Genomic DNA, 26,852 nt, shown 5'->3' with positions numbered 1-26,852 from the left:
GGTATCTAGGCCATAGCCGAGGACCCTAGGAGGATTCATGCTTTACTTGTAAGTAAGTCTACGATATGGGGTTGGCTGAAAGGCCATAAACAGCCCACATCCAAGGAGCGCATAGAGCGCATCGAAGAGGCCCTGGGCCTCTCTCCCGGAACCCTTACATCAAGGGTGCGCCGGTGGGAAGTAAAGGACACGGGGGTTTACAAAGAAAGAACTACCGGGCTCCTTGCGGAGATCGGATCCACCTTCCTGCGCCTGGCCGCCCAGGCCCGGTACGGAAAGCCTGTGGCCGACCTCTCTCCCGAGGAACGCGCGGCCCTCAGGGGAGAGCTTCTTGCCCTTTCGGAACGCCGCTCGAAGAGGCAGATCCGGACGAAGATAGCACGGGAAAAACCCTTCAGCCTTCCCTTCGACCGCTGGCCCGACGGGGTGAAGGAGGGGTGGAAGAAATACGAGATGTGGGCAGGTAGTGAACGGGGAAGCCAAAAGGCGGTGGAGGCTTCCCTGAAGATGGGCTCCATTCCGCAGCGAAGGGTACGCCAGGCTACACTGAACATGTACCGAGGGGAGGTGGAAAAGTTCCTGGGCTATCTGGTCCAGGAAAGGGGGTTTTCCCTTGAGGATCTTTCCCTGGACCTCCTGGGGGATTACGACCTGGTCTGGGGCTACCTGAACTGGCGCTGGAAGCGTTTTGAGGGCTTTGGTGTACCGCAGGTAACGGCGACCGACGAGAAGGTCCTGGACGCAATCCTGCCCCTCATCCGGAAGGGATTCATTAAGGGGGACCTGGAGAGGTTCAGAGAACTCCGACGGGTTGTTGGCCACCATAAGGTGGAAAATACCGGTTACCACAACGTGGAACCCCTCCTGGAGGAGGAGGATCCCCTGGCATGGATACACCGGGGCATCGCCTTCATGCTGGAGGACCTGGCCAGCAGGGTGGGGGACCTCCTGAACCCCCCCCTTGAGGGAAAGTCCCAACACGAAAAGGGGGAAGCCCTCGCCCTCTACCGGGATGCCCTCATCTGGTGGGCCATGAGCATCCATCCCCTCCGGGCCAGGCACTGGTACGGAGCCCGGATCGACTGGGAGGGGCTGGACAGGCTGGACCAGCGGGGAAACCTCTACCGGGACCCGGAGGGGCGGTACCACCTCCTCTACCGCCCGGGGGAGTTCAAAAACCAGCACAGCGCCGCCTTCCGGCACCAAGGGGACAAGCCCCTGCTATTCCCCCTGGATGAGGACCTTCCCCCCTTCGAGATGGAGGTGGGAGGGGTCCGCTACCGCCTGAACAGCCTGGTGGACACCTACCTGCGGGCGGTCCATCCCCTGCTGGCTCAGGTCCAGGGGGATAGAAACATTCTCTTCCCTAGACTGCGCAGCGTCAAAGCCCTCTACAGGATGTTTAAGCGGCGTAGCCCCTACGTCCTGGCCCTGCCCGGGGTTCCCAGGGGGCTCAGGCCCTTCGGCCCCCACTCCATGCGGCACATCGTGGCCACCGCGGCGGTGAAGCAGACGAAAAGCCTAGAGCATGCGGCCAACCTCCTCCTGGACAGCATCCAGATGGTGCAGCACCACTATGCCCGCTTCCTCCCCGAGGACCGCTACAGGGCGAGCCTTGTGGCCCTACACGGGAGGAGCAAATGAACCTGCACGAGCTACTCCTCGAACGGATCGATGAGCTGGTGGGGGAGCTCCTCCCAGGTGCCCAACGGCTGAGGCACGAGTTCCGGGTGGGATCCATCGATGGGGAAAGGGGCAGCAGCCTCAGCATCGATGCCAAAACCGGCCTTTGGATCGACCACAACCCCGGAGCTCCTGAACCCCGGCAGGGCAACCTCCTCACCCTCATCCAGGCGGTGAAGGGCCTCTCCCCCGAGGAGGCCTTCCGCTGGGCCAGGGAATGGCTGAGGGGGCGCGGTGTGGGCTTAGATCCTTATCGGGACTCCCAGGGAAAAGGGGGTAAGGTGAGGCGAAAAGGAGGGGCTGAAAAGGGTCCCTCCTCCAAAAACTCAGGTACTGAGCTGCCCCAGGTTCTGAAGACTCCAGGACCCCAAAACACCCAGGTACCTGAGAACCGAGAAGATCCCTTCGCCCATCCCCGCTTTCTCGACCTGCTGAAGCCAAAGAACGAACAGGGAGAGCCCCTGGATCCCGCCTCGGAGGAGGTGGCAAAGCGCCACGTCAACCGACTCCTCCATACGGAAGCGGCCCTGGAGTACCTGCGGGGACGGGGGCTGGACACCCGGGTGGTGCGGCGCTTCTACCTGGGGCTGGACAATCCAGGGGAGGTACGCGATGCTCTTGCCTACCCCGTTATGGGGCCTGACGGGATCCCCGTCCGCCGCTACCTCTACTACGCCATCCCTGGCCTTACCCAAGGGGCTAAGGGGAAGGGGTGGGGCAGGGGGAAGCCTACCACCTACTGGGCCATTCCTCCCCTTGAGGGCTCCTTCATCCGCCGCAGGCTCTTCATCTGCGAGGGGGCCAAGGACGGCTGGATCCTCTGGCTGAAGCTCCTGGGGCAGCCCTGGGCCAGCGACCTGGCGGTGGCCACCTCCACGCACGGATCTGCCATCCCTGAGGCCTGGCAGGATCCCCTTTTCTGGGCCCCTTGGGAAGAGGTCTACCTGGGCCAGGATGCGGATGAGGCTGGCGAAGCGATGGCCCGCAAGGTGGCCGCCCTGGCCCGGAGGCCCGTGGTGCGGGTGCGGGTCCCCGAAGGTATGGGGAAAGACTGGACGGACTACTTCCTCTCCCAGGGTACCCCAGAGGGCTTCCGCCTCCTGCTGGAGGCGGGGGAACGCTGGTCCCCGGAGCGGGAGGATGGGGAAAGCGGGGGTGTACGGCTCCCCAACCCCGTGGACATCAACCGGGCCTTTATCAACGGGCACCTCTACGTGCCCGTGCGCATCCTGGAGAACCGAGGGGAGGAAGGGGCGCGGTACCGCACGGTGGTGATCCGCTCGGATGGAGCGGTGCTGGGCTGGGGGTATTTGCCTGCTCCCCGTGGCACCTCCCTGGAGGACCGGGTCCTGGCCCTGGACGACGGAACCATCATCCGTAAGCCGCCCAAGGCCCCCGCGGGTAGTTCCTGGAGCGAAAAGGCCATCAACCGCTTCCTGAAGGCCAGGGAGGCTGGGAAGAGCGCCATGACCCTGCGCCCCCCAGACCTGCCCAGGCTGATCATCCAGCACCTGCGGCAAGTCCTCCTTCCCCGGGAGAACGACTACGTCCTGGCCGCCTTGGTGGTAATGACCTCCTATGTGCAAGCGGTATTCGACGCTGTACCCCTGGTGCTCATCGTGGGCCCCCCCGGTTCGGGAAAAACGGAGCTGGCCCGGCTTATGGCGGATGTGGGAGCCAACGGGGTAGTGATCACGGGGCAGACCAGCGCGGCTACCGCCGCCCGGCTGATCGACGAAACCGGGGGACTGGTGGCCTTCGACGACCTGGAGGAGGTCCGCCAGCGCTCGGGCAGCGCCGAAGCCTCCAACCTGGAGCAGTTCCTCAAGGTGTCCTACAAGAAGGAAACCGCCCTCAAGCAGTGGACGGACACCAAGGGCATGAGGGTCCAGACCCTTAACTTTTTCGGGGTAAAGGTGATCACCAACACCCAGGGCACCGGGGAGATCCTGGGAAGCCGGATGTTCACCATCCGCACCGTTCGCCTTAAGGATCTGGGCTACCGGGACCGGCCCACGGGGCTTACCCCCGAAGGCCTTCAGGAGCTCCGGGACAACCTCTACATCTGGGCCATGGAAAACGCCCCCAGCCTCCACCAGCTCTACCGGGAGAGGTTCTCTGGCAAGGGCGACCGCCTGGAGGAAATCGCCGCCCCGTTGCGCACCATCGCCCACCACTTGGGGGATCCCGACCTCCTTTCCCGCCTGGAGGAAGCCCTCCAGCGGCAGGCGGAAGGACAGGGGGGCATGCCCACGGATGCGGAGATAGTGGAGGTGGCCCTAAAGGAACTGATCCGCCAGGGGTACTACTCCCACGTGGCCCTGGTGCACGTCATCATGGAGGCCAGAAGGCAGGTTGGGGATAGCTGGGGACGCGAACGGACCAACGACATCCCCCGGTGGCAGGATCCCAAATGGGTGGGCCAGATCGTCCGCAACTACGGCTACGCCGAACCCGCATCGCTCCGCCCACGCCTTTGGGAGCGGCAGTACCGGGTGATGAAGCTGGACCCCTCCTTCGTGGAGCGGGTGGTGAAGGAGTTGCTGGACAGCGGAGTCCAGCCAGAACCCCATAGGCAACCCCTGGCCTTCTGCTTGGAAACCGCATGCGAAGAATGCCCTTACCTGAACCTGTGCGACATGAAACAGGACAAGGAGAAATGGGTCCAGAAGTATGGGAAGGCCAAGATGGAGTACCTCAAAAAGCAGAGGGAAGAGGAATTCAGGTCCCTCATCGGCCCCGATCTCGTCTTTTTTGTGGGTGAGCCAGATGAAGAGCAAAACACGGCCGGAAAAGCCTGACCTCCCAGGCCCTGGGCTTCCCCCCAAGAACCTGGGGTCCTGGGGTGCTCAAGACCCCAGGTACCCAGGAGCCGGGGGGATAGACTAGGAGGGAGTGATGATCCTGGCTGTCACGGGCTTCAAGGGGGGAGTAGGCAAGACCACTACCGCTGTCCACCTGGCCAGCTTCCTATCAGCGTGGGCCCCCACCCTCTTGGTGGACGGGGATCCCAACCGCTCCGCCACGGGCTGGCACGCCCGGGGAGGCCTTCCCGTGAAGGTGGTGGATGAAAGGGTGGCCAGCCGCTACGCTCGGGAGTACACCCACGTGGTCATCGACACCCAGGCCAGGCCCTCAAAGGAGGACCTGAAGGCGCTGGCGGAGGGGGTAGACCTCCTGATTCTGCCCACCACCCCCGATGCCCTTGCTTTGGAGGCCCTCCTGGCCACCCTGGAAGCCCTCAGGGGGTCAGGGGCCAGGTATCGGGTTCTCCTCACCATGATCCCCCCACGTCCAAGCCGGGACGGGGATGAGGCCAGAAGCCTGCTGGAAAGCCATGGGGTTCCCCTTTTTCGAGGGCGGATCCGTCGGGCCGCCGCCTTTCCCAAGGCAGCCCTCCTGGGGGTACCGGTGTACCAGGTGCCGGATCCCCGGGCTCGCCTAGCCTGGGAGGATTACCGAGAGGTGGGGCAGGAGATAATGGAGGTGCCAGGATGAGCAAGTTTGCCAAGCTGGTCCACACCCTCAAGGAGGGAGAGGGCGAGGGTAGGATCCAGGGGAAGAGCCGCCGAGAGGACTACACTGCCTTAAAGGTGTATATCCCCAAGGATCTTCACCGGCAACTGAAGCTCAAGGCGGTGGAGGAGGGAAAGGAGATATCGGAGTTGGTGGAGGAGGCTATCAGAAGGGTCCTAAAACAATAGCGCGAGAAAAACCAACTGAGGAAAGCCCTATGCCGAAGGAAGAGAAGTTCTTGAGGGTTCACATACCTTCGTGTGCTACTTGATCTGTCCCCCCAGGGTGTGAAAAAAGAGGGGGTGCTATGCCACAAGACCGTGAGCACCCCCAGAACGTAGCCTTTGGCTGACCTACCATCTTGACGCAGAGACCCTCATCGTGGCTACCTACATTTGGGTGGATGACGAACTCAAAGCCCTCGTCGCTCAAGGTTTCAAGCTCCCCAAAAAGCAAAAGCACCAAAAGGCCACCCTGGCCGAACTCCTGGCCCTCGCCATCTTCCTCCTCCGCAAGATGTTCCCCTACGGGGAAGCAGCCAGGGCCAGGACCTCGCCAAAGGCTACCTCGCGGCCAAGACTACCCTGAAGGCTTACTTCCCCTCCCTCCCCCACCTCTCCCGTTTCTACCGGATCCTCCAGAAGGCTCATGGGCTGCTGGCCCACCTCGCCTTAAAGCTCTCCGGGGGACAAGGCCTGCTCCAGGTGGTAGACCTCAAGCCCATCCCCCTGGCCCACGGCCACCGTATCCACGGCCTCTCTCTTCCTGAGGCCGCGGTGGGGGTGGGTCCCCTGGGAGCCTTTGGCGGGTACGTCCTTGTGCCGGTGATGAACGAGCGGGGCCTCTTCTTTCGTTGGACTCTTCTTCCCGGGAATGCCCGGGAGACCTGGGCAGGGGAGCTTCTGGAGGGTTTGCCCGCGGTCCTTGGTGACCGGGGTTTTCGCTGGGTCCAGGGGGTCAAGACACCTTCCTACCGGCTTAGGGGAGGAAAGGTGGTGGAGACGGGGTGGAGAGAGTGGATGGGGAGGGTACGCAACTGGATCGAGACCCGGTTTAGCGTGATGGTACGCTCTTTGGGGCTTCACCGGATAGAGGTTCGGTCCTACTGGGGTCTAGTGGCCCGGGTGAACCTCATCCTGCTGGTCCACAACCTCATCCGTAGCCGGGTGCTCTTGAAAATGGCTAGGGGGGAGCTATGAGGTAGCACACGAAGGAATTCCTTACACGACCGAGGTCAGCCCGGGGGGGCTTGAAAAAAGGGCACTAGCTCCGGAAACTGTGGGGTGAAAGGGGGTGAGAAAGGCAAGTGAACAACCGGTCACAGGCGGCTTTCGGCCCTAGAGGTGATCCCGGTAGTGGGTTCAGAAAGGAGGAAACGCAATGAAGGTTCTCAGCCTCCAGAGGATGACCGTGCGGCAGGATCCAGGCTTTGCTGCAGCCAGCTGGACGAGCAGCTTCAGCGCCTGTTGTAGCAAGGCAATGTAAACAGCGGCCTGAGCTTCCAGAACGGCTGCGCTGGGATACCCCGGCGCGGCCGTTCCGACGGGCCAGCCCTAGGGCAGAACGGCGCTCCAGGAGCTGAGGACCACGGGGCCAGAGCGATGAGGGATGAGCGTTGGGTAGACCGGTTCCTGTACGTTTGGGACGATAGCCTGTTCTACGAGCCTCTGGACACGTACTACTGCCCTCAGGGCAGGGGCTTTGCCGACGTGCTGACCGGGGAGGCGCGCGAGCGGGCGATCCGGGAGGGCATCTGGTGGGTAGTCTATTACGATGAGGGGGCAGCGCTGCCGGAGCAGGGGTGGAAGATTCATGTCAGTGCCCACCCCGGCAATGCCGAGCGGGTGCTGGCCAAGGCGGCGAGCTACTTTGAAGAGTTGAGGGTAGCGTTCAAGTTCGCGCTGGATCGCAACGTGCTCGTGCTGCTCAACTCCAAGGCCATGGCCCGCGGCAGCTCGGGCAAGTTCATCACCGCCTATCCCGCCTCGGTACAGCTGTTTCGTGAAGTGATCCAGGGCCTGGCTGAAAGGATCACGGGTGAGGCGGGCGCCTACATTCTCTCCGACCTCCGCTACAAGGACTCGCGGGCGGTGTACTTCCGCTACGGCGCCTTCCGCCAACAGTACATTGTAGACGAGCTAGGTCGCCGGATTCCGGCGATCGCCACGCCCGCACTGGAGTTGGTTCCCGACCGGCGCGAGCCGTACTTCGCCCCTCCCGCTTGGGTGGCTTGGCCCTTCGACGACTGGACGCCTCCAGAGGGGGACGCGCCTCCGATGCTCAACAGACGTTACGAGGTACTGGAGGCGCTCAGCTTCTCCAACAGCGGAGGGGTCTATCTGGCGCGGGACTTGCGTACCGGGCGACGGGTGGTAATCAAAGAGGCCCGGCCCTACACCAACTTTGACCCCCTGGGATCTTACGATGCGCAAGTGCTCTTGCGCCGCGAGTGGGAGATCCTGCGACAACTCAACGGCACCGGCGTGGCTCCCCGCCCCATAGAGTTGTTTGAAGAGTGGGAACACCTGTTTCTTGCGGAAGAGTACGTCGAAGGGATTGATATCCGTGCTGCACTTTTCCGCAAGCACCACCCGCTACTGGCGGTGCGGGCTAGCCGCCAGGGCTCCGCCCGTTACCTTCGGTCTTTCTTTCGCCTATTCCGCAGCTTTGCCCGCGCAATACAGGCTGTGCATAGCCGAGGGGTGCTGCTGGGCGACCTCTCCGCAAGAAATTTCCTCCTCAAAAAGAATACTCTCCGCGTCGTGCTCATTGACTTTGAAGCCTCGATGTGGCGATCGGAGGGAGGGGCAGAGGGAGACGAGCTGGCGCGGCCGGTCCTGCTGTACACCCCCGGCTTCCGGCGGATCGACCGGGCAAGACAGCACGTTTACGATGAGTACGACGACCTGTACAGCTTAGCTAGCATGATGGCCTACTTCATCTACCCCATCAGCGCATATGCGGTCCTGCGCCCCGAACTCTTCCGCGATGTCTACCCCGCACTCATCCGCGACATGGGGTGGCCCTTAGAGATCCATGACTTCATTGTCTCGGTCGCTGAGGGCGAGCGGGATCTCGGCGGGGTGCTGGAGTTCTTGACCGAGGAGGAGGAGCGTATGGTGCGGCGGGTGACTACACCGCCGCTGCGCAGCGTGCCGACCGCCACACGCTGGGATGTAGGGGAAGCCCCCTGCTCGCGGCAGGCCCGCGAGTGGGCCGTACAGATCGCTCGTTTCCTCGAACAGGCCGCCGATCCCGCACGCCCCACGCTCTTTCCCTCCGACCCCTTCGCCGTACTGACCAACCCGCTGAGCCTGGGGTTCGGTGCTGGAGGGGTCCTATACGCGCTGCACAAGGCGGGTTTCAGCCTCAACGAGTCCTGGCGGAAGTGGTTCATTGACCGAGCCCGCCGCGCTGACCCGCAGGACTTCCCCCCGGGCCTGCTAACCGGGCTGGCAGGGATTGCCTGGGTGTTGCTCGAGCTTGGTGAGGTCGAGGTAGCGCGGGAAGTGCTTGGACGGGCCAACCATCACCCCAGCCTCGAGGACTATACCCTCTACTACGGGCTGAGCGGAGTCGGGCTGGCCAACCTTCACTTCTACCTACATGACAGGGAACTGGCTTACCTTGATGCAGCCCTGGACATCTACCGCCGACTGGCGAGCCGCGCTCAACGCAAGGACGGGACGGCCTACTGGGTCAACCGCTTCAGTGGCGACGAGCCCTTCACCGGATTGGGCTTCGGCCAGTCCGGAGTGGCACTCTTCCTGTTGCGGCTGCACCAGCTAACCGGCGACCTGGCCGCACGGCAGGACGGGGAGGCTGCACTACGCTTTGACCTGGCCCAGGCCGAGCGGACGGGACCCGGCACGATGAGCTTCCGCTATAAGGGCACCCTCGAACCCTATGTCGAGGTGGGAAGCGCGGGGGTGGCTAAGGTGCTGCTGCGCTACGGATGGCTCGAGGAGGCCCGGCCCCTGCTCAACGAACTTGGCCGCAAGTACTCGGTGCTTCCGGGCTACCTGTTCGGTATAGCCGGGGTCATCGACACCCTCCTTGATGCCTATCTGCTCACCAGGGGGCTGATCCACCTCGCGCGGCTGGAGCGCCAGCTGGAGGGGCTTCGCACCCTCTACCTCTTCGAGCCGCGCACATGCGCCAGCCTCCTACCCCAGGGGCGAACCCTGGAGGGGTTAGCCGTCCCCGGTGAGGGACTGCTGCGGGTCTCCTGTGACTTCGCAACCGGTTGCGCTGGGGTTCTGCGGGTGCTGCACCGGGTGGCGAGCCCCGGCCCCGCCGACTTTATGCTGGACGAGGTGATGCCCGATGAAGACGTTATGGACCCTCCTGGAGGGGCGCAGGGGTGAGTTCCTGCTGCTGGTGGCGGTTAGCAGCCTGGTGAGCGCGACCGAGGCCCTGCTCCATCCGTTGATGCTCAAGTGGCTCTTCGACGAGGCGGTGATCGCGCAAGACTTCCGGCGCTTCGCCCTCCTGGGATTCGCCTACCTCGCTGTGGGACTGGGCCTGATCGCTCTCTTCTGGGTCGCCTCCCTCTGGCAGAAGGCCCTTATCAACCAGGTGGTGCTTGATTTGGAGGGGCGGCTGCTGGCCCAGGCCCTGCGAATAGACTGGAAAGACTTCAGTCGTGAGGGAGCCGGGGCCTTTGTGAGCAGGGTTCACCGGGATGTCCTCGAGGGGCTGGCCCCTGCGATTTCCCTCTTGGTTGACCTAGCCCGCCAGGCCCTGGCGGCCCTAACCTTCCTGGGGGTGCTGCTGTACCTGTCGTGGCAGGCTACCCTGGCCCTGGCGATCCTGGTCCCGCCGCTATTGTGGGTCGCGCAGCGGGTTGGGACGGGGATTCGCCGGGCGACTGAGTACGAGCGGGAGTCGGAGGCCCGCTACCTCGAGGTCCTCTCCCAATCGCTAAAGGCCTTCCGGGCTCTACGCGGCCTACCCCGTCTTCTCAGCCCGACTCTGGCGGCCAACCGGGAGGCCCTGCGCGCCCACCTCGAAGACACCTACCGCAGCCACCGGCTGATGTGGGCCCAACAGGCCTGGAGCGACGTGTTCATGAACCTGGCCAACACGCTCGCGCTGGTCGTGGGCGGCTACTTCGTCCTGATCCGCGTGCTGAGCTTCGGCGGGTTCTTGGCCTTCGTCAACGCCTTTTGGCGGGCGGTGGACAACACCTTTTCCCTGTTGCGCCGGGTGCCCGAGTTCCACCGCTACGGGCAGATCCTCGAGCGCTTGCACGGACTGCTCTCCTCCGCACCCGACCCCTACGTGCAGCCGGCCGCCGAAGCCCGGCTCGAGGGGGTGCGGCTGGACTACGCGGGCGGGGCCCCGCTGGAGCTGCCGCGGGTGGAAATCCGCTCGGGTGAGCGCGTGCTCCTCGTAGGGCCCAACGGCGTGGGCAAGACCACCCTGCTGCACGTGCTTTCTGGGTATCTAGCCCCCGAGAGGGGTAAGGTGGAGCGGCCCGCGCGGGTGGCCGCGCTCACCGCTCCCCCGGAACTGCCGCCCTTGACGGTACGCGAGCTGGTTCCCGACGCCGGGATCCGCCGGGAACTGGGGCTAGAGGGCCTGGAGGACCGCCGCCCGGAGGCCCTGTCCTCGGGGCAGCGGCAGAGGGCCGCCATCGGCGCCCTGCTTTGCGAAGAGGCCGACCTCTACCTTCTGGACGAGCCCTTGGCCAACCTGGACCTCGAGAGCCGCGAGGGGGTGCTCGATCTCATCCTGCGCCGGACCGCGGGAAAGGCCCTGGTCGTGGTACTGCACGGGGATGAGGCTTTGCACAGCCGCTTCGACCGGGTAGTGGAGCTGGCGGGGCCGCAGGGGGTGGACTCCCGGTAGCGCCCGCGTTCACCCAGGCTTTAAAGCTGCGAACACTGTGAAGGGCGGGTCTGCTGAGTGGGTGAGAGGCTGTCGTAAAACCCCCACCCCACCTCAGGCGGCCCGGGCTAGCCGCTTCACCCACAAGCGCAGCCTGCCCACATACACCCAAGCTTCCGTCACCTCAGGGCGGTACTCGTACTCCTCCCCCAGCCGCCTTTCGCCCCAGCCAGGCAAAAGTCCGCTCCTCCACCCCTTGGGCAAGGGCATAAACCCTCGCTCCCGGGGAATCTCCGGTCGTGTAAGGAATTATGTGTAAGGGTATGTATATGAATGGGGGTACCAACGGGAGAGGAGGTACCCCATGGATCAGGATACCCTCCAGATGATCTTGAGGGAAGCAGTGAGGGAAACGGTAACCCAGGTTCTGCAGGCCCTGCTCAACGCCGACCGGGAAGCCTTCTTGCGGGAACACGGGGGGCGGAAAAACGGCTACTACCCCAGGAAGCTGGAGACCGCTTTTGGCCAGGTGGAGCTTTCCATCCCAAGGGATCGGGAAGGGAGGTACTACCCCAGCTCCCTCCAGCCCTACGCCCGCCGCCAGGTGGACCTGGGCGAGGTGGCCGTGGCCCTGTACGCCGCCGGGGTCAGTCAGCGCAAGGCGGCCGAGGTGATGAGCCTGCTTCTGGGCCACCGCTACACCCACGAGACCATCAGCGCCCTTACCGACCAGGTGCTGAAGGAGGTGGAGGCCTTCCGTCATAGGCCTATACCGGAAGATATGGCCTGGGTCTACCTGGACGGTTTCTTCTTGAAGGTCCTAAGGGAGGGGATTGGGGTGGAGCGGGAGGCGGTCTATGTGGCTCTGGGCGTCACCCCTGGTGGGCAGAGGCAGGTTCTGGGCTTTTGGCTTTTGCCTACGGAAAGCGCCACTGCCTGGGAAGAGGTCTTGGTCAGCCCGATAGGGCTAGCTTGAGGGAACTATGGCAAAGGGGCCTGCGGCGGGTTTTGCTCTTCATCACCGATGGCCTACCCGGGATGGAAGAGGCGATCCGCCGGGTGTATCCCCTGGCCCAGTGGCAGGTGTGCGTGGTGCATAGGGTGCGCTCCAGCCTGGCCCAGGTGCGTTCCCGGGACCGGGCCTTGCTGGCGCAGGACCTGAAGGGGATTTATGGGGCGAGGAGCCGGGTGGAAGCCCTTGGTCACGCGAAGCGTACCTTGAGGCCTTGGAGAGGCTCAAGGAGGCCTGGGGGTCTCGGTATCCTTCCCTGGTGGCGGCCTGGTGGGAGGACTCTGGGGCCCTGCTTCGCTTTTACGATTGCCCCCAGGTGCTTTGGCCCTATCTTCGGAGCACTAACCTGATGGAGCGGTTTATTCGGGCTCAGCCCGAAGGGCTAGCGTTCTGGTGAGGCGTGGGACGAAGGTGCGGGACCACAAGTTTCCCAAGGAAGAGGCGGTGTACAAGCTTTTGTACCTGGAGTCCGAGCGGCAGGAGGGGAGGTGGGCGGAGCGGAGGTTGAAGGGTTTTGCCGAGGTGCAGGAGGTGTTGGAAGGGATGCTTCGGGAGAGGTATGCCCCCCGTACACAGACGCTTACACATAAATCTTGACACGACCAGGTCCCGAGTTCTTTCCCAGGAAAATCTTCCTTTCACAGGAAAAAAGTTCGTGCTTAAAAGAGCAAAGCCTTGTTCATCGCACTTCCTGATCTGAGGGGGGTGGAACTTTTTCCCAAGGGGGTCCGCATTGGGAGCGTGTAAACACCTGCCTTTCTTTGTATTTTCTCCCGAAAAAGGTGGATGGGGATTTTAACGTCCTGGACGAGAAATTCAGAAACGGGCGGTTTACAATTTGTTGCTAAAGGGGAATAATGCGCCTCTCCACTATGCCCCACCCGCCCGCAAAGGCATCGCCCCAGGGGGAGGGTGGCGCAAGAAACCTTGAGGGGCTCGTCCAGGTTGTGCTCCACCACCAGACGGAGGGTTTCCCCCTCCTTGAGAAAAAGGGCCCCCTTGGCCTGCAAGGGTAGCCCAGATACCTCCATGAGGGCCATGAGGAACTCCTGGAACCTGGTCTTTAAGGGAGCCTCACGAAGAAGGATTTGGGAAAGCCTAAGGGTTACCTGGGTTCGCCTGGGCATATTTGATCCTTATGATAAGGTGGCTTTAAAAAAAGTAACTTCCCCCACGTGAACCTCTCTCACAGTCCTCATCCATCCCGGGAGTAACCTGAGGCACTCCTTGGAAAGAGGAGTGTCTATGAGGAAAGTAGAACCCAAAGACTGGATCCCCCTCATCAAGCCCTATGCCAAGCCCAATACCTGGAGGAGTCTGCGCCAGGTGGCCAACACCCTTCTTCCCCTCCTCCTTCTCTTCTACCTGGCCCACAAGGCCCTTGCCGTCTCCCTGGCCCTAACCCTCCTTTTGGACTTCGTGGCCGCCTTGTTCCTAGTGCGCCTTTTTATCCTGCAACACGACGCCGGCCACGGCTCCTTCTTCCCCAAGAAGTGGGCCAACGACCTCCTGGGCTTCTTCACCGGGGTGCTCACCCTGGTACCCTACCATCACTGGCAACTTTCCCACGCCCGGCACCACGCCACCAGCGGCAACCTGGACAAGCGGGGGGTAGGGGATATTTACACCATGACCCTGGAGGAGTACTTGAAGGCCAGCCCCTGGGAAAGGCTCAAGTACCGGCTCTACCGCAATCCGTGGGTCATGTTCTTCCTGGGACCCATCTACGTCTTCATGCTCTCCTACCGGCTTCCCTTGGGCTACGGCTCCGACAAGCCCTCGGTGCGCAACTCCGTGGCCCTCACCAATCTCTTCCTCGCCCTTCTCTTGGCGGGCATCGGGGTCTTCTTCGGGGTGAAAACCCTTCTTTTGGTCTACCTGCCCATCCAGTACATGGCGGGCATGATAGGCATCTTCCTCTTCTACGTGCAACACCAGTTTGAAGACGTCTACTGGGAGCACGACCCCCGCTGGGAGTACCTGAAGGCGGCCATGGAGGGAAGCACCTACCTGAAGCTTCCCAAGGTGCTCCAGTGGCTCACGGGCAACATCGGCTTCCACCACATCCACCACCTGGCCCCCAAGATCCCCAACTACCTCCTGCCCAAGGTGCAGGAAGAGGTGGACCTGGTAAAGGTGGCCCCCACGGTTACCCTCAAGGATGCCTTCAAGATCGCCTTTGCCGACATGCACCTCTACGACGAGGAAAGCCGCAAGCTGGTGGGCTTTAAGGAAGCCCATAGGCGTCTTAAGGAAGCCCAAGGCAAAAAGGCCTACTAGGCGCTCCCCTAGTCTTAAAGGAGCCCCAGGCGGCTCCTTTTTGCTGCACAAGGCCCCAATGCTCCCCCCAAAGCCTCTAGAAGGTCCCCGGGAGGCCGCCAGGAGGATGCCGCCCCTTCTCCCCTCCACGCGGCAGGGTGCAGCACCCCTGGGCGAACTCCTCCTCTAAAGGCCTCCGGGCCACGGGGGACACCTGGCTTCCCGTAAGGCCCAAGCGGGCGCGCATCCCCTCCCCAGGCTGCGCCAGGCTAGGCTTCAGGCTTATGGTGTAGCGCCCATGGACTTTGGTGCGCCTAGTGCCTAAAGTGCCGCACCCCGGTGAAGACCATGGCCAGGCCCAGCTCGTCGGCGGCCCGGATGGAATCCTCGTCCCGCACGCTTCCCCCAGGCTGGATAATGGCCCGGATGCCAAACTCCGCCGCAAGCCGCACCACGTCGTCAAAGGGGAAGAAGGCATCGGAAGCCAAAACCGCTCCCTTAGCCTTTTCCTTGGCGGTCTTGAGGGCGTGCTTGGCAGCGGTGTAGCGGTTGGTCTGCCCCACCCCAATGCCCAGGGTCTGGCCTTCCTTGGCCACCACGATGGCGTTGGAGCGCACGTGCTTGACCACCTTCCAGGCGAAAAGGAGGTCCTGCCACTCCCCTTCTCTGGGGGCCTCCTTGGTGACCACCTGGGGCTGTATCGGATCTTGGGTGTCGGCATCCTGGAGGAGGACCCCACCCCGCATGCGGCGTAGGTCCAGGTAGGGCCCTTGGGCGGGAAAGGGAACCCTTAGCAGGCGCAGGTTTTTCTTGCGGGAAAAGAGGGCTAGGGCCTCCTGGGTAAAGTCCGGAGCCAGGACCACCTCCAAGAACACCTCCTTCATGGCCTCCGCCGTGGCCCCGTCCACGGGTCGGTTAAAGGCCACAATGCCCCCAAAGATGGAAACGGGATCGGCCTCATAGGCCTTCCGGTAGGCCTCCAAGGGGCCTTCCCCTAAGGCCACCCCGCAGGGGTTTTGGTGCTTGATGGCCACGCAGGCGGGCTCGGCAAACTCGGAAACCAGGTTCCAGGCGGCTTCCGCATCCAGGTAGTTGTTGAAGCTCATGGCCTTACCCTGGAGGACCTGGGCCTCCAAAAGGGGCCCCCGCTCCCCTTCCACGCGATAAAGGGCCGCCTCCTGGTGGGGGTTTTCCCCGTAGCGCAAGGGGCTTTCCCGCCTTAGGACCAAGAACTTCTCGGGGGGGAACTTCTCCGCGGCCAGCCACTCGGCGATGGCGGCGTCGTAGGCTGCGGTGTGGGCGAAGGCCTTACGGGCCAGCTCCCTGCGGAACTCTGGGCTTGGGCCCTCCTCCAAGGCCTCGAGGACCCGGGGATAGTCCTCGGGATCGCACACGGGCAGCACCGCCCCATGGTTTTTGGCCGCCGCCCGGAGCATGGCCGGCCCCCCAATGTCAATCTGCTCCAGGGCCTCGGCAAAGCTGGCCCCCTTGGCCACGGTCTCCCGAAAAGGGTAAAGGTTCACGGCCAAGAGGGCGATCCTGTCAAAGCCTAAGGCCTTAAGCTCCTCCTCCTGGTCAGGACGGGCGAGAAGCCCCGCATGCACCTTGGGGTGGAGGGTCTTCACCCGGCCCTCCAGAACCTCGGGAAAGCCGGTAAAGTCGGAGATGTAGGTCACGGGAAGACCCGCCTCCCTCAAGGCCCTATAGGTACCCCCGGTGGCCAAAAGCCGAAAGCCTAGGCGCAAAAGCCCTTCGGCAAAGGGAAGAAGCCCCCTTTTATCGGAAACGGAAAGGAGCGCCCACATGGGGGCATTTTACCGGCTAAACTAAGAAGGATGAGCATCTACGAGGCCATCAAGGAGACCATCAAGGAGGCCATGAAGGCCCGGGACCAGAAGACCCTGGACTTCGCCCGGGTGGTGAAAGCGGAACTGGACCGCAAGGGGGACGGGAAACCCCTACCCGACACCGAGGCGGTAAAGGTGCTTAAGGCCCTTAGGGAGATCGCCCAAGAGCAGGGAAACGCTTTTGAGGTGGAGTTTTTAGACCGCTTCCTACCCAAGGAGATGTCCGAGGAGGAGATAGAGGCCTGGATCCGGGAGAATATAGACTTCTCCCAGTTCAAGACCCCCCTGGCGGCCATCGGGGTGGTGACCAAGGCCCTGGGGCCTAGGGCCCCTGGGGAGAAGGTGCGGCGGGTGATTGAGCGCTTGGCGAAATGAACCCTTGGAAGCGGATAGAGCTGGAAGAGATCCTCACCGAGCCCGTCAGGCTGGTGAGGGAAAGGGTGCGCACCCACACCGGCAAGGAACTCACCTACATCTACCGCCCGGGGCCGGTGGCGGCCAGCTTCGTCCTGCCCGTGACCGATAGGGCCACCGCCCTCCTCATCCGCCAGTACCGTCACCCCACGGGCAAGTTCCTGTTGGAAATCCCTGCGGGCAAGGTGGACCCTGGGGAAACCCCCCTCGAGGCCGCCCGGCGGGAGCTTTTGGAGGAAGTGGGGGCCGCGGCCAAGCGCTTCCTCTCCCTCCCTCCCTTCCACCCCCAACCCTCCTTTACCGCCGTGGTCTTCCACCCCTTTTTGGCCCTGCAGGCGGAGGTGGTGGCCAGGCCGGCCCTGGAGGATGGGGAGCTCCTGGAAACCGTGGAACTCCCCCTTCCGGACATCTACCGCCTTCTGGAGGCCGGGGAGATCCAGGACGCCTCCACCGCCCTTACCCTCTTCTACGCTCGGCCTTACCTTAAGGCTGAAGGCCTCCTCTAGTGTGACCTCCTCCCACCCCTAAAGGAGCGGGCTTCCCCCTTCATCGGTCACGGGCAAGGCCCGTATCTTGGTCACGGGCAAGGCCCGTATCTTGGTCACGGGCAAGGCCCGTATCTTGAAGGCAACTGCCCTCTCTGGGGCCCCTACCCCAAATGAACGTCCCACCCCTAAAGGGGCGAGCTTTCCCGGCGGGTGCTCGTAAAAAGCGCCATCTTCCCCGCATAAAATGCGCCTGGGAAAAGGGTCTATCCCCTGGTAGACTGGCCCCGTATGAAACCCAGCATCCACACTTCGCTTCCCGGTCCCAAAGCCAAAGCCCTTTTGGAAAGGGGTCAGGCCGTCCTCTCCTCCTCCTACATCCGCCCCTACCCCTTCGTCCCCGCCCGAGGGCAGGGGGTGTTCTTGGAGGACGTGGACGGCAACGTCTTCCTGGACTTCATGGCGGGGATCGCGGTGAACACCACCGGGTATGCCCACCCTAAGGTGCTGGAGGCGGTGAAGGCCCAGGCGGAGCGCTTTGCCCACGTGTGCTTCTCCGACTTCACCCACGAGCCCACCCTTTCCCTGGCGGAAAGGTTGGTGGCCAGATTGGGCGGGGGCTACCGGGTCTTTTTCGGCAACTCGGGCACGGAAGGGGTTGAGGCCGCCATCAAGCTGGTGCGCCAGCACACGGGAAGGCCCTACCTCATCGCCTTCACCGGGGCCTTCCACGGCAGAAGCCTGGGTTCCCTTTCCCTCACCGCCAGCAAAAGCGCCTACCGTAAGGGTTTCTCGCCCCTTCTCCCCGGGGTGGTGCACGTGCCCTTCCCCAATCCCTTCCGCCCTCCTCTGGGAGCCCGCCCGGAAGAGGCAGGCGATGCCGTATTGGCATATCTGGAGCACCTCTTCCGCACCGTGGTGGCCCCGGAGGAGGTGGCCGCTTTCTTCCTGGAGCCCATTCAGGGAGAAGGGGGATACCTGGTGCCCCCGCCTGGGTTCATCCCCAAGCTTAAGGCCCTGCTGGAAAGGCACGGCATCCTCCTGGTGGCCGATGAGGTCCAATCTGGGGCCGGCCGTACAGGGCTTTTCTTCGCCCTGGAACACGAAGGAGTCCAGGCGGACGTCTACGTCCTGGCCAAGGGCCTGGCCTCCGGCTATCCCTTAAGCGCCCTCCTCTTCCGGGAAGAGCTTTCCAGCTGGCGCCCCGGGGCCCACGGCACCACCTTCGGCGGCCAGGCGGTGGCCGCCGCCGCGGCCCACGCCACCTTGGACCTCCTGGAGGCTGGCCTCATGGACAACGCCGCCCGGGTAGGGGCGTTCCTCCTGCGGGAACTGGGGAGCATGCAAAGGCGCTTCCCCTTCCTAGGGGATGTGCGGGGAAGGGGGCTCATGATCGGGTTGGACTTCGGCACGCCCGAGGAGGAACGGCCCGACCTCAGGGACAAGGCCGTGGAGCTGGCCTTCAGGAAGGGGCTTCTTCTCCTTCCCGCCGGGCCTTCCGCCCTGCGCATCGCCCCGCCCCTCATCCTCACGGAGGAGGAGGCGGCCATGGGTTTGGAGATCCTGGAGGCGGTTTTCCAAGCCCTCTAGCCCCATCCCCCTCCAGGGCCAAGGGTCCCACAACCCCTTCCCGGGAGCCCTTCTGGACCGCGCGCAAGGCGCATCCCCACCCAAGGCGGTGCCACCCGGGGTCGGGCCGAGGGGAACCGGGGCCAGGGGAGTCCTCCCTGGCCCCAGCCCCTGGGGTTCTACTTGGGTTCTCCGGGCCAGTCCCCCACCACCCCAGGGGCCGCCCACTCCATGGTGAGGAGCTCCTCGAGGGTGGCCTTTTTGCCCGCCGGGATCCGCAACACCCCCTTCCGGTCCTGGATGGGACCGGTGAAGGGGTCAAAGGTGGGCTTCGGGCTCTGCATATCCTTTAGCAGAGCCATGATGCGGTCGTGGACGCTCACCTTCCTCCCGCCCACCGTCATCTGGGCCTTCTGCAAGAGGGGCACGTGCTTGGGGTTGATGGGAACCCCGTAGTCCGCTCCCATCTCCACCGCTTTGTGCTCTAGGAGCCAGAAGTAGTCCACCTTTTCCAGGTTCTTAGGGGTGTAAACGCCCTCCTTTACCTTCTTGAGGAAGTCCATGTAGATCACATCCCAGTGTACGATCTGGCCCGAGACCACGTGGTCTGGGGCGAACTTCAGCATGGGGGTGTAGTGGCCAAAGGAGTAGGCCCCCTTCTTGGCCGCCGTCTGGATCACCGTGGGGGTGTCCTCGGTGAAGGCGAAGACGTCCGCCCCTTGGGCCAGAAGGGCCTCCGTGGCCTCCCTGGCCTTGGCCGGGTCGTACCAGGCGTTAATCCAGCGCACCAGGACCTGGGCCTTGGGGTTCACCGCCCGAACCCCCAGGGTGAAGGCGTTGATGTGCCGCTTCACCTCAGGGATGGGAAAGGCGGCCACATACCCCACCTTGCCCGTTTTGGACAGGGCTCCCGCCGCCAAGCCGTTCAGGTAGTAGACCTGGTAGAAATCCGCCATGTAGGTGGCCACGTTGGGGGCCCGCTTGATCCCGGTGGCGTGGGCGAAGATGACGTTCGGGTATTTCTTCGCCCCCTCGAGGACCGCTTCCATGTAGCCGAAGCTGGTGGCAAAGATCACCTGGCACCCTTCCCGCACGAACCGGTCGATGACCGGAAGGGCCTGGGCCTCGGGCACGCTTTCCACATAGCGGGTCTCCAGCCAGGGAAGGGCTGCCTCCGCCTTTTTGCGCCCCACATCGTGGGCATAGGTCCACCCCGCATCCCCGATGGGCCCCACGTAGATGAAGCAAGCCTTCAACTTATCCCCTTGGGCCCATGCCAACCCCAACGCCAACAACAGAAAACCTAAAATCCTCCGCATCCTTTACCTCCCCCGGTCAAAGGGCTGGCCCAGGGCCTTGGGGGCCCGGGCGCGGCCCGAAAGGGCCAGGACCAGGATAACCAAAAGGTAGGGCATGGCGGCAAAGGCCTCCGACGGTATAGGTACACTGCCCTGCAAGCGGAACTGGAGAAAGAATAGGAGGCCGAAAAGGTAGGCCCCAAAGATGGCCCGCAAAGGCTGCCAGGCCGCCAGGATCACCAGGGCGATGGCCACCCACCCCAGCCCCGCCGTCATGCCATCCGTCCAGGAGGGCCGGTAGGCCAGGGAAAGGTAGGCCCCCGCCAGGCCGATCATCCCGCCCCCTAGGGCCAGGGCCAGGTACCGCACCCCGTCCACGCTAACCCCAAAGAGATCCGCCGCCTTAGGGTTCTCCCCCACACTCCTCAGGTAAAGGCCAAACCGGCTGCGGGAGAAAAGGAGGTGAAGGCCGAAGGCCAAGGCCAGGGCCAGGGCCGCTAAAATCCCTTCCGGCAAGGGGTTGGGGAGGGGCACACCCTCGTACCGCTTCCCCAAAAGGCCCGAGGCCCCAAGCCCCAAGGCCGCCAGGGCCAGCCCCGCCACGAACTGGTTCGCCCTTAAGGAGACCGCGAACACCCCCAGGAATAACCCCAGCAAAGCCCCCACCCCCATCCCGGCCAGGACCCCCAAAGCCGGATGGACCTTCAGGCCCACGGCAAAGGCCACCAGGGCGGAGAGGGCCATCATGCCCTCCACCCCCAGGTTCACCACCCCGCCCCGCTCGGAAAGGAGAGCCCCCAAGCCAGCCAGGAGGAGGGGAGTGCCGAAGAGAACCGCACGCAAAAGGGCTTCTTCCATCAGCGCCTCCAAACCGGGCGGCGGCGGCTTAACGCCTCTGCCCCGATGAAGCTCAGGAGCAACAGCCCCGCCGCCACGTCCACCACCCGAAAGGGCATGGAAAGGGCCAGCTTCAAGGCATCTCCCCCCGCCAGGATGAGACCCAAAAGGGGGGCGGTGAGGAGCACCCCAAGGGGCCTTCCCCTGGCCAGCCAGGCCGCCAGGATGGCGGTGAAGCCATACCCCAAGGAAATCTGGGCTGGCTCCAGAAGCCTTAGATGGATTCCCGCCACCTCCCCCACCCCCGCAAGGCCCGCAAGGAAACCGGAAAGAAGGGCCGCCAGGAGGATCAGCCTTCCCCCCTTAAGGCCCAGGTAGCGGGCCGCCTCCGGGTTTTCCCCCAGGACCCGCCACTCAAAGCCAAGGGGGGTGCGAAAGAGAAGAACCTGAAGCCCCATAGCCGCCACCATCCCCAGAACCAGGGTAGGCCAGTGCACCAGGGTGTCCCCTAGCCGGGGAAGCTGGGCTTCAGGGGGGAAGCGGTCGGTGTAGAGAAAGCCAAAAACCATCTGGCCCTTCCAGGGCCCCGCCACCAGATAGACCACCAGGTAGTAGACCAGGTAGTTTTGCATGAGGGTAGTGAGGATCTCATTGACCCCGAAGCGCGCCCGAAGCCAGGCGGCAAGCCCCGCCCATAGGGCCCCCAGACTCCCCCCGAACAGGAACATCAAGGGCAAGCTCCAAAGCCCGGGAGGCACGAAGAGGGCCACATAGGCCGCCCCCACCGCTCCCATGAGGAGCTGGCCCTCTGCCCCAATGTTGAAAAACCCGATCCTAAAGGCCAGGGCCAGGCCCGCCCCGATCAGGAGAAGGGGGATGGTGCGCCGCATCACCTCCGCCAGGCCCAGGGTATCCGTCAAGGGAGAAAGGAGAAGGGCATACGCCTTGAGGGGCGGTACCCCGTAGAGGAGGAAAAGCAGGCCCAGGCCCAAAAGGGCAAGGCTCAGGAACAGGGCATAGGTGAGAAGAACCTTCCTGGGCGAAGGGCTAGGATCCAGCTCCCACCTCATACCCGCCCCTCCGTCATCATCCGGCCCAGGCGCTCCCGGTCCGCCTCCTCCCGGGAGATGGGCCCCACAAAGCGGCCATGGTACAAGGCGGCTACCCGATGGGAAAGGCTTAGAATCTCGTCCAGGTCCTCGCTCACCAAAAGCACAGCCGAGCCGTCCCGCACCAGGTCCAGGATACGTTCATAGACTTCTTCCGCCGCCCCCACGTCCACCCCGTAGGTGGGATGCATGGCCAAAAGCAAGCGGGGACCGCCCTGAAGCTCCCGGGCCAGGATCACCTTCTGCACGTTCCCCCCGGAAAGAAAACGCACAGGGGTGCGGGGGGAAGGGGTGCGGATGCCGTAGCGCCCAATCAGGGCTTCCGCCTCCTTTTCCATGATCCGGTAATCCAGTAGACCCCGGGGGGCCAAGCGCCGGTAGGTGCGCAGGGCCAGGTTCTCCGCCACGCTCATGCCTTCCACCACGCCCATACTGCGCTCCTCGGGAATGTGGGCCACCCCAAGGGCGAAGAGCCGGGCGGGATCCTGGGGCCACGCTTCCCCCAGAAAGCGCACCCTCCCCTGAAAGGGCCTAAGGCCGGCCAGGGCTTGCAAGAGCTCCGCCTGCCCGCTCCCCGCCACCCCTGCGATCCCCAGCACCTCCCCCGCCCGCAAGGCGAAGGAAACCCCTTGCACGGGAAAACCATGCCGGGGCACCAAAAGGTCTTCCACCTCCAGGACCACTTCCGCCCGGGGTGGGGGAACCTTGGGGGGTGGGGCCAGGCTCCGGCCCACCATAAGGCGCACCAGGAGGTCCTTGTCCGCCTCCCGGCGTAAGACCTCCCCCACCTTCTCCCCAGCCCGGAGCACGGCGATACGGTCGGCAATGGCCAAGACCTCGTCCAGCTTGTGGCTGATGAAGATGACGGAAAGACCCAGACCCTTTAGCCGCCGGATCTCCTGGAAAAGGGCCTCCGCTTCCTTGGGCGTCAAGACGCTGGTGGGCTCATCTAGGATGAGGACCTTGGGGCGGTTGAGCAAGGCGCGGAGGAGTTCTACCCTTTGCTTCTCCCCCGCGGAAAGACGGGCCACGGGCGCCTCGAGGTCCACACCCAAGGGATGCCCTTCCAAAAGCTTTGCCAGCCGCCGCACCAGGGCTCGGCGGGAGAAGACCAGAGGAAGTTCAAGACCCAGGGCTAGGTTTTCCGCCACGGTGTGGGCCTCTATGAGCTCAGGATGCTGGGGCACCAGGGCGATGCCTAGGCGCTGGGCCTCCTTGGGGGAAGGGATGCGCACCTCCTTCCCCCGAAGAAGAATCCGCCCCTCATCGGGTGCGTACAGACCATAAAGGATGCTTACCAGGGTGGTCTTCCCCGCCCCGTTCTCCCCCAAAAGGGCCAGGACCTCCCCAGGGGCCACCTCGAGGGTGATGCGGCGGTTGGCCACCACAGGACCAAAGCGCTTGGTGATGTTCTCCAGCTTCAGCATGGGCCGGGCAAAAGCCCGGCCTTGAGAATACCACGGGCCCAGGCAGGGGAAAACCCGGGAGGAACGCGGCCAAACGAACCCCCCGGCTACGCTACCGGGGGGTAAAGCATTGCGTCCTGGAGCTGGCGGGCCCGGAGGGATTCGAACCCCCGACCTACCGCTTAGAAGGCGGCTGCTCTGTCCCCTGAGCTACGGGCCCATAAACAAAGCCGGGGTGTGGGTTCACCCCGGCCATTTGGAGCGGGAGACGGGACTCGAACCCGCGACCCTCGGCTTGGAAGGCCGATGCTCTACCAACTGAGCTACTCCCGCGTGGTCGGGGCGGCCCGATTTGAACGGGCGACCCCCTGCTCCCAAAGCAGGTGCGCTACCGGCCTGCGCTACGCCCCGGGGCGGCCACCCCAAAGGCCACGATAACACTTGACCCCAAGAGGGTCAAGGCATGCTACAATGGCCCCATGCGCTTAGGTCCAGTAGAAATCCTCCTTATCCTTTTGGTCATCCTCCTCCTTTTCGGCGCCAAGAAGCTTCCCGAGCTGGCCCGGGGCATCGGCCAGTCGGCAAAGGAGTTCAAAAAGGGGCTTCAGGAGGGGGAGGAGAAGAAGGAAGAGCCTAAGGCTTGAGGATCTCCTCGGGTACGGGCATACCGCCTGGGGCATAGAGGCGGTAGCCGGTGGGGCGCACATAGGCGGCCAGGGCCAGGCCGTAGCGCCGCGCCAGGCCTACCGCGGGAGCCGTCGCCCCCGTACGGCTTACCAGGAGCACCGCCCCCATCCCGATGGCCTTAGCCGCCATCTCCTGGCTCACCCGCCCCGTGACCGCGAGGGCCACAGGGGGCCTGACCCCTTCCAAAAGCATGTAGCCGGCCAAGCGGTCCACGGCATTGTGGCGGCCGATGTCCTCGTTGAGGTAAAGGAGCCCGCCTGTGGGGTCGAAGAGGGCTGCCCCGTGGATGCCCCGGGTTTCCCTGTAACGAAGCGTATGCTGGCGTAGCTGAGCCATCAACTCCATGGGCAGCCTGGGATCTAGCGAAACCCTGGGCAAGGGGGAAAGCCGGGGCTCGCCATAGCGCAGACCGGCAGCACAACCGCTATCCCGTACCCCCACCCCCTTCTCGGGGTCCACGGGGAGATCCACGGCCACGATCCCATCGCCCACGTGCCAGCGTATCCCCTCGAGGCCCTGGAGCACCCCGCTTAACCAAAGATGACCCAAGGCCAAGTAGACCTCGTCCCCCGGCGTGTAGCTGAAGGAGACCCAGGGCTTGCCGTTGACGACCAGGAGGAAGCGCTCTTCCTCTGGCAGGGAAAAGGCTTCCTGCTTAAAGCGGCCCCCCTCAAACCTCCACATCCTTTTCCTCCGCCAAGGCATAAAGGGCCGCCCGGGCCCTCAGGGCAGGGAGATCCAACTCCCCCTTAAGCCTTAGGTCCTGAACCAGGAGGCGTTCCCCGCAGGAGCGACAAACGTAGACCCGATAAGGATCTTCCTGATAATAGACCAGTTGGTCCGCACGGGTCTCCCCGCAGTAGGGGCAGCCCAGACGCAAAGCCCGAAAAGGAGTATCGCAGAAGGCGCAAAGGTGGAAGCGGTGGCCGTCCGCGTCCAGGTAGCCCACATCGGGGAAGCCGCCGCACTCCGGGCAGCGCTCCGGCCAACCCTCACCGGAAGTCTTCCCGTGGTCCGCCTGCCAAGAGATGAGGCGCAAGGCCTGATGGAGCCAGAAAGCGTAGGCGGAATCCTCGGGCACCTCCCCCTGCCTTAAGCGATGGGCGTCCTCCAGAAGTTTTTCCCTGGGAGGGAGGGTTGCCCCGGAAAGAAACCCCGGAGCCACCTCCTCCACAGCCTCCCGCACCTCCTCCAAGGCTTGCTTTAAGACCTCCACCGAGGGGCCGGAGCGCCTGGGAAGAAGGCTGAGCCTACGGTGCACCGCTTCCAGAATCTCCACCACACCTACCCCCTTGGGATAAAGGTTACCCCCGCCCCTTAAGGGGCGGGGGATTCTCCTTACACTTGCCCTGCCATCACCACGAAGTAGCGGAGCAGGAAGGCTCCCACTAGGGTGAGCAAGGCCGCCAGGGTAACGTTTTGCCTCTCCAGGAAGAGGGGGAGGCCCCATCCCACCACCACAAAGCCCCAAAAAGCCCAGGCTAGGGGGCCTGCCAGAAGGGCCAGGACCGCCCCCGCGGCCACCGGATAGGTCCAGACCAGGTGGAGGAACAAAACCACCCCTTCCACCAAGGCGGAGGCCACCACCAGGCGGCTAAGCTTTTCATGGTGCTGCCAAAGCTGGAGCAAGGCCCCACCTGCGGTGGCCGCCGAGGCCAAAAAGAGCCAGGGAAGCAAAGGGGATGCGTTCCAGAAAGGCTTGGCGGTCTGCATCAGGAGCACCGCGGTATACCCCACCACCAGGGCCACCAGCACGGCCACGATCCCCTGGGCCTTCCTCGAGGTGGGTTGCGCATACACCCAAAGGAGCCCCGCCCCAGAGAGCAGGAGGAACCAGCTACCCAACCACATCACCGAGGCGGGATAGAAGCCTCCGAGGAACAGGTTGAGGAAGCGCAAGGGCTGCCCCAGGTCCAGGACCAGCAAGGCCGAGCCCACCACCACTCCTAGAAAGGCCCACAGGGCGCTGCGGCGGATGAGTTTTTGGTTTTCAGGGTAGAAGAGCACGCTGAGGAGGTAAGCCCCCCCCGTGGTCCCTGCCAGGAAGAAGTAGAGGGCGATCCAGATACCCCAATGCTCCTCGCCAATAGGGTTGGGAAAGTTCGCGGTGATCATTGGTTACCTCCTTTGAGGGCCTCACGCCGCTCCACGATGAACTTCAGCCCAGCCCCAAGGGCGGCAGCGGCGATACCCGCGGAAAGCCAACCCGTAGCCGCGCGCTTTTCCGCTTCCCGAACCGCCTTGGGCAGGTCGTACTGGCTGGGGTGCTCCGTGAGCACATAAAGCACATGGGTACCCCCAAGCTCCCGTAGACCGTAGATGTTGGCCCGGGTGTGGCCCCGCTCCTTCAGCACCCGCACCCTTTCCTCCGCCATGGCCCGGATCTCCTGGTAGGTGCCAAAGGTCAGGGCGTCGGTGGGGCAGGCCTTGACACAAGCCGGTTGGTCCCCATGGGAGATGCGATCGTAGCACATGGTGCACTTTTGTACCACCCCCCGGGCCTCGTCAAAGTGAACCGCCCCATAGGGGCAGGCCTGGACACAAGAACGGCAACCAATACAAGTTTTCTCGTCCACCGTAACCACCCCGCCCTCCCGGTGGGCCATGGCCCCTGTGGGACAGGCGGTCACGCATGGGGCATGGGTGCAGTGCATGCAAGATCCGCGGATGAAGTCAAAGTACGGGTCCCCATCCGGCTTCAAGCCCTCGTAGTAGCGCATGGAAATCCAGGTGTGGGACGTGAGCCTAGGTGGATTGGCATAACTGCCCCTGTTCTTGGTGTTCTCCGCCTCGAGGTCGTTCCACTGCTTGCAGGCCACCTGGCACGCCTTGCAGCCGATGCAGCGGCTTGCGTCAAACAGTATGGCGAAGTCCTTTGGGTTCGGCATCCCCCACCTC

General features: G+C 63.7%; 23 protein-coding genes, 3 tRNA genes and 2 pseudogenes. 14 read left to right on the top strand and 14 right to left on the bottom strand.

What is annotated here, in order from left to right:
* Positions 1 to 165: 165 nt before the first annotated feature.
* The 8 genes and pseudogenes from L0D18_RS03735 (at position 166) to L0D18_RS03705 (ending at position 11,052) form a co-directional block, all read left to right on the top strand.
* A complete protein-coding gene (locus L0D18_RS03735; protein ID WP_243027426.1) occupies positions 166 to 1,644 on the top strand; it encodes a hypothetical protein in 1,479 nt (492 codons plus the stop codon).
* The gene (locus L0D18_RS03730) at positions 1,641 to 4,484 is read left to right on the top strand and encodes an ATP-binding protein (RefSeq protein WP_243027425.1); all 2,844 of its coding nucleotides are present in this window, start codon (positions 1,641 to 1,643) and stop codon (positions 4,482 to 4,484) included. The genes L0D18_RS03735 and L0D18_RS03730 overlap by 4 nt, the downstream gene beginning before the upstream one ends.
* Before the next feature lie 97 nt (positions 4,485 to 4,581).
* Positions 4,582 to 5,181, top strand: coding sequence for a ParA family protein (locus L0D18_RS03725; protein ID WP_243027424.1), 600 nt, complete (start codon positions 4,582 to 4,584; stop codon positions 5,179 to 5,181).
* Positions 5,178 to 5,387 carry a hypothetical protein gene (locus tag L0D18_RS03720; RefSeq protein ID WP_243027423.1) on the top strand — a complete coding sequence of 70 codons (210 nt, stop codon included), beginning with the start codon at positions 5,178 to 5,180 and terminating at the stop codon, positions 5,385 to 5,387. The genes L0D18_RS03725 and L0D18_RS03720 overlap by 4 nt, the downstream gene beginning before the upstream one ends.
* Before the next feature lie 119 nt (positions 5,388 to 5,506).
* Positions 5,507 to 6,398, top strand: a pseudogene (locus tag L0D18_RS11955) (transposase family protein).
* A gap of 181 nt (positions 6,399 to 6,579) precedes the next feature.
* Positions 6,580 to 6,684 (top strand): class III lanthipeptide, encoded by a 105-nt coding sequence (locus L0D18_RS12010; RefSeq protein ID WP_423247889.1) that lies wholly within the window; start codon positions 6,580 to 6,582, stop codon positions 6,682 to 6,684.
* 116 nt (positions 6,685 to 6,800) lie between these two features.
* On the top strand, positions 6,801 to 9,566 hold the full coding sequence (lanKC, locus tag L0D18_RS03710; RefSeq protein WP_243027422.1) for a class III lanthionine synthetase LanKC: 2,766 nt from the start codon (positions 6,801 to 6,803) through the stop codon (positions 9,564 to 9,566).
* On the top strand, positions 9,526 to 11,052 hold the full coding sequence (locus L0D18_RS03705) for an ABC transporter transmembrane domain-containing protein (protein ID WP_124104143.1): 1,527 nt from the start codon (positions 9,526 to 9,528) through the stop codon (positions 11,050 to 11,052). Before lanKC ends, L0D18_RS03705 begins: the two co-directional genes overlap by 41 nt.
* 93 nt (positions 11,053 to 11,145) lie before the next feature.
* Here L0D18_RS03705 and L0D18_RS11870 read toward each other — a convergent pair whose 3' ends face one another.
* Positions 11,146 to 11,268: a hypothetical protein gene (locus L0D18_RS11870; protein ID WP_279231316.1), complete on the bottom strand. Its 123-nt coding sequence runs from the start codon at positions 11,266 to 11,268 to the stop codon at positions 11,146 to 11,148.
* A gap of 127 nt (positions 11,269 to 11,395) precedes the next feature.
* On the opposite strand from L0D18_RS11870, the pseudogene L0D18_RS03700 reads away from it, so the two are divergent.
* Positions 11,396 to 12,640, top strand: a pseudogene (locus L0D18_RS03700) (IS256 family transposase).
* 648 nt (positions 12,641 to 13,288) lie between these two features.
* Complete coding sequence (locus tag L0D18_RS03695; RefSeq protein WP_243027421.1) at positions 13,289 to 14,323, top strand: fatty acid desaturase; 1,035 nt, start codon at positions 13,289 to 13,291, stop codon at positions 14,321 to 14,323.
* Positions 14,324 to 14,399: 76 nt separating this feature from the next.
* Here the strand turns inward: L0D18_RS03695 and L0D18_RS03690 are convergent, their stop codons facing one another.
* Positions 14,400 to 14,549: a hypothetical protein gene (locus tag L0D18_RS03690; protein ID WP_243027420.1), complete on the bottom strand. Its 150-nt coding sequence runs from the start codon at positions 14,547 to 14,549 to the stop codon at positions 14,400 to 14,402.
* 67 nt (positions 14,550 to 14,616) lie between these two features.
* The gene (gene purH, locus L0D18_RS03685; protein WP_243027419.1) at positions 14,617 to 16,107 is read right to left on the bottom strand and encodes a bifunctional phosphoribosylaminoimidazolecarboxamide formyltransferase/IMP cyclohydrolase; all 1,491 of its coding nucleotides are present in this window, start codon (positions 16,105 to 16,107) and stop codon (positions 14,617 to 14,619) included.
* A 30-nt stretch (positions 16,108 to 16,137) separates the two neighbouring features.
* On the opposite strand from purH, the gene L0D18_RS03680 reads away from it, so the two are divergent.
* From L0D18_RS03680 to L0D18_RS03670, 3 genes are all read left to right on the top strand, one after another.
* Positions 16,138 to 16,524, top strand: coding sequence for a GatB/YqeY domain-containing protein (locus L0D18_RS03680; RefSeq protein WP_243027417.1), 387 nt, complete (start codon positions 16,138 to 16,140; stop codon positions 16,522 to 16,524).
* Entirely contained in the window at positions 16,521 to 17,069 is a 549-nt protein-coding gene (locus L0D18_RS03675; protein ID WP_243027416.1) for an NUDIX hydrolase, read from the top strand. Before L0D18_RS03680 ends, L0D18_RS03675 begins: the two co-directional genes overlap by 4 nt.
* A gap of 270 nt (positions 17,070 to 17,339) precedes the next feature.
* A complete protein-coding gene (locus L0D18_RS03670; RefSeq protein ID WP_243027414.1) occupies positions 17,340 to 18,638 on the top strand; it encodes an acetyl ornithine aminotransferase family protein in 1,299 nt (432 codons plus the stop codon).
* A 158-nt stretch (positions 18,639 to 18,796) separates the two neighbouring features.
* Here the strand turns inward: L0D18_RS03670 and L0D18_RS03665 are convergent, their stop codons facing one another.
* From L0D18_RS03665 to L0D18_RS03635, 7 genes are all read right to left on the bottom strand, one after another.
* Positions 18,797 to 19,936: a BMP family ABC transporter substrate-binding protein gene (locus tag L0D18_RS03665; RefSeq protein ID WP_243027413.1), complete on the bottom strand. Its 1,140-nt coding sequence runs from the start codon at positions 19,934 to 19,936 to the stop codon at positions 18,797 to 18,799.
* Positions 19,937 to 19,939: 3 nt separating this feature from the next.
* The gene (locus L0D18_RS03660) at positions 19,940 to 20,773 is read right to left on the bottom strand and encodes an ABC transporter permease (protein WP_243027412.1); all 834 of its coding nucleotides are present in this window, start codon (positions 20,771 to 20,773) and stop codon (positions 19,940 to 19,942) included.
* Positions 20,773 to 21,822 (bottom strand): ABC transporter permease, encoded by a 1,050-nt coding sequence (locus L0D18_RS03655; protein ID WP_243027411.1) that lies wholly within the window; start codon positions 21,820 to 21,822, stop codon positions 20,773 to 20,775. The genes L0D18_RS03660 and L0D18_RS03655 overlap by 1 nt, the downstream gene beginning before the upstream one ends.
* A complete protein-coding gene (locus tag L0D18_RS03650) occupies positions 21,819 to 23,288 on the bottom strand; it encodes an ABC transporter ATP-binding protein (RefSeq protein WP_243027410.1) in 1,470 nt (489 codons plus the stop codon). The genes L0D18_RS03655 and L0D18_RS03650 overlap by 4 nt, the downstream gene beginning before the upstream one ends.
* Positions 23,289 to 23,411: 123 nt before the next feature.
* Positions 23,412 to 23,487, bottom strand: a tRNA-Arg gene (locus L0D18_RS03645).
* Between the two features lie 37 nt (positions 23,488 to 23,524).
* Positions 23,525 to 23,600: transfer RNA gene (locus tag L0D18_RS03640), tRNA-Gly, on the bottom strand.
* Between the two features lies 1 nt (position 23,601).
* Positions 23,602 to 23,678: transfer RNA gene (locus tag L0D18_RS03635), tRNA-Pro, on the bottom strand.
* A gap of 68 nt (positions 23,679 to 23,746) precedes the next feature.
* Here L0D18_RS03635 and tatA point away from each other — a divergent pair.
* A complete protein-coding gene (tatA, locus tag L0D18_RS03630; protein WP_038030191.1) occupies positions 23,747 to 23,911 on the top strand; it encodes a twin-arginine translocase TatA/TatE family subunit in 165 nt (54 codons plus the stop codon).
* Here the strand turns inward: tatA and L0D18_RS03625 are convergent.
* From L0D18_RS03625 to L0D18_RS03610, 4 genes are read right to left on the bottom strand one after another with little or no spacing between them, the layout of a single operon-like run.
* A complete protein-coding gene (locus tag L0D18_RS03625) occupies positions 23,901 to 24,638 on the bottom strand; it encodes a formate dehydrogenase accessory sulfurtransferase FdhD (protein ID WP_243027409.1) in 738 nt (245 codons plus the stop codon). The two genes, tatA and L0D18_RS03625, sit on opposite strands and share 11 nt — an antisense overlap.
* Positions 24,625 to 25,236, bottom strand: a complete 612-nt coding sequence (locus tag L0D18_RS03620; protein ID WP_243027408.1) for a formate dehydrogenase accessory protein FdhE domain-containing protein — start codon at positions 25,234 to 25,236, stop codon at positions 24,625 to 24,627. Before L0D18_RS03620 ends, L0D18_RS03625 begins: the two co-directional genes overlap by 14 nt.
* 56 nt (positions 25,237 to 25,292) lie before the next feature.
* A complete protein-coding gene (nrfD, locus tag L0D18_RS03615) occupies positions 25,293 to 26,069 on the bottom strand; it encodes an NrfD/PsrC family molybdoenzyme membrane anchor subunit (protein WP_243027407.1) in 777 nt (258 codons plus the stop codon).
* Positions 26,066 to 26,842, bottom strand: a complete 777-nt coding sequence (locus L0D18_RS03610) for a 4Fe-4S dicluster domain-containing protein (RefSeq protein WP_243027406.1) — start codon at positions 26,840 to 26,842, stop codon at positions 26,066 to 26,068. The genes nrfD and L0D18_RS03610 overlap by 4 nt, the downstream gene beginning before the upstream one ends.
* Positions 26,843 to 26,852: the final 10 nt, after the last annotated feature.

This window comes from Thermus albus, assembly GCF_022760855.1.
Taxonomy (GTDB): Bacteria; Deinococcota; Deinococci; order Deinococcales; family Thermaceae; genus Thermus; species Thermus albus.
This window is presented reverse-complemented; position numbering and strand designations above follow the sequence as displayed.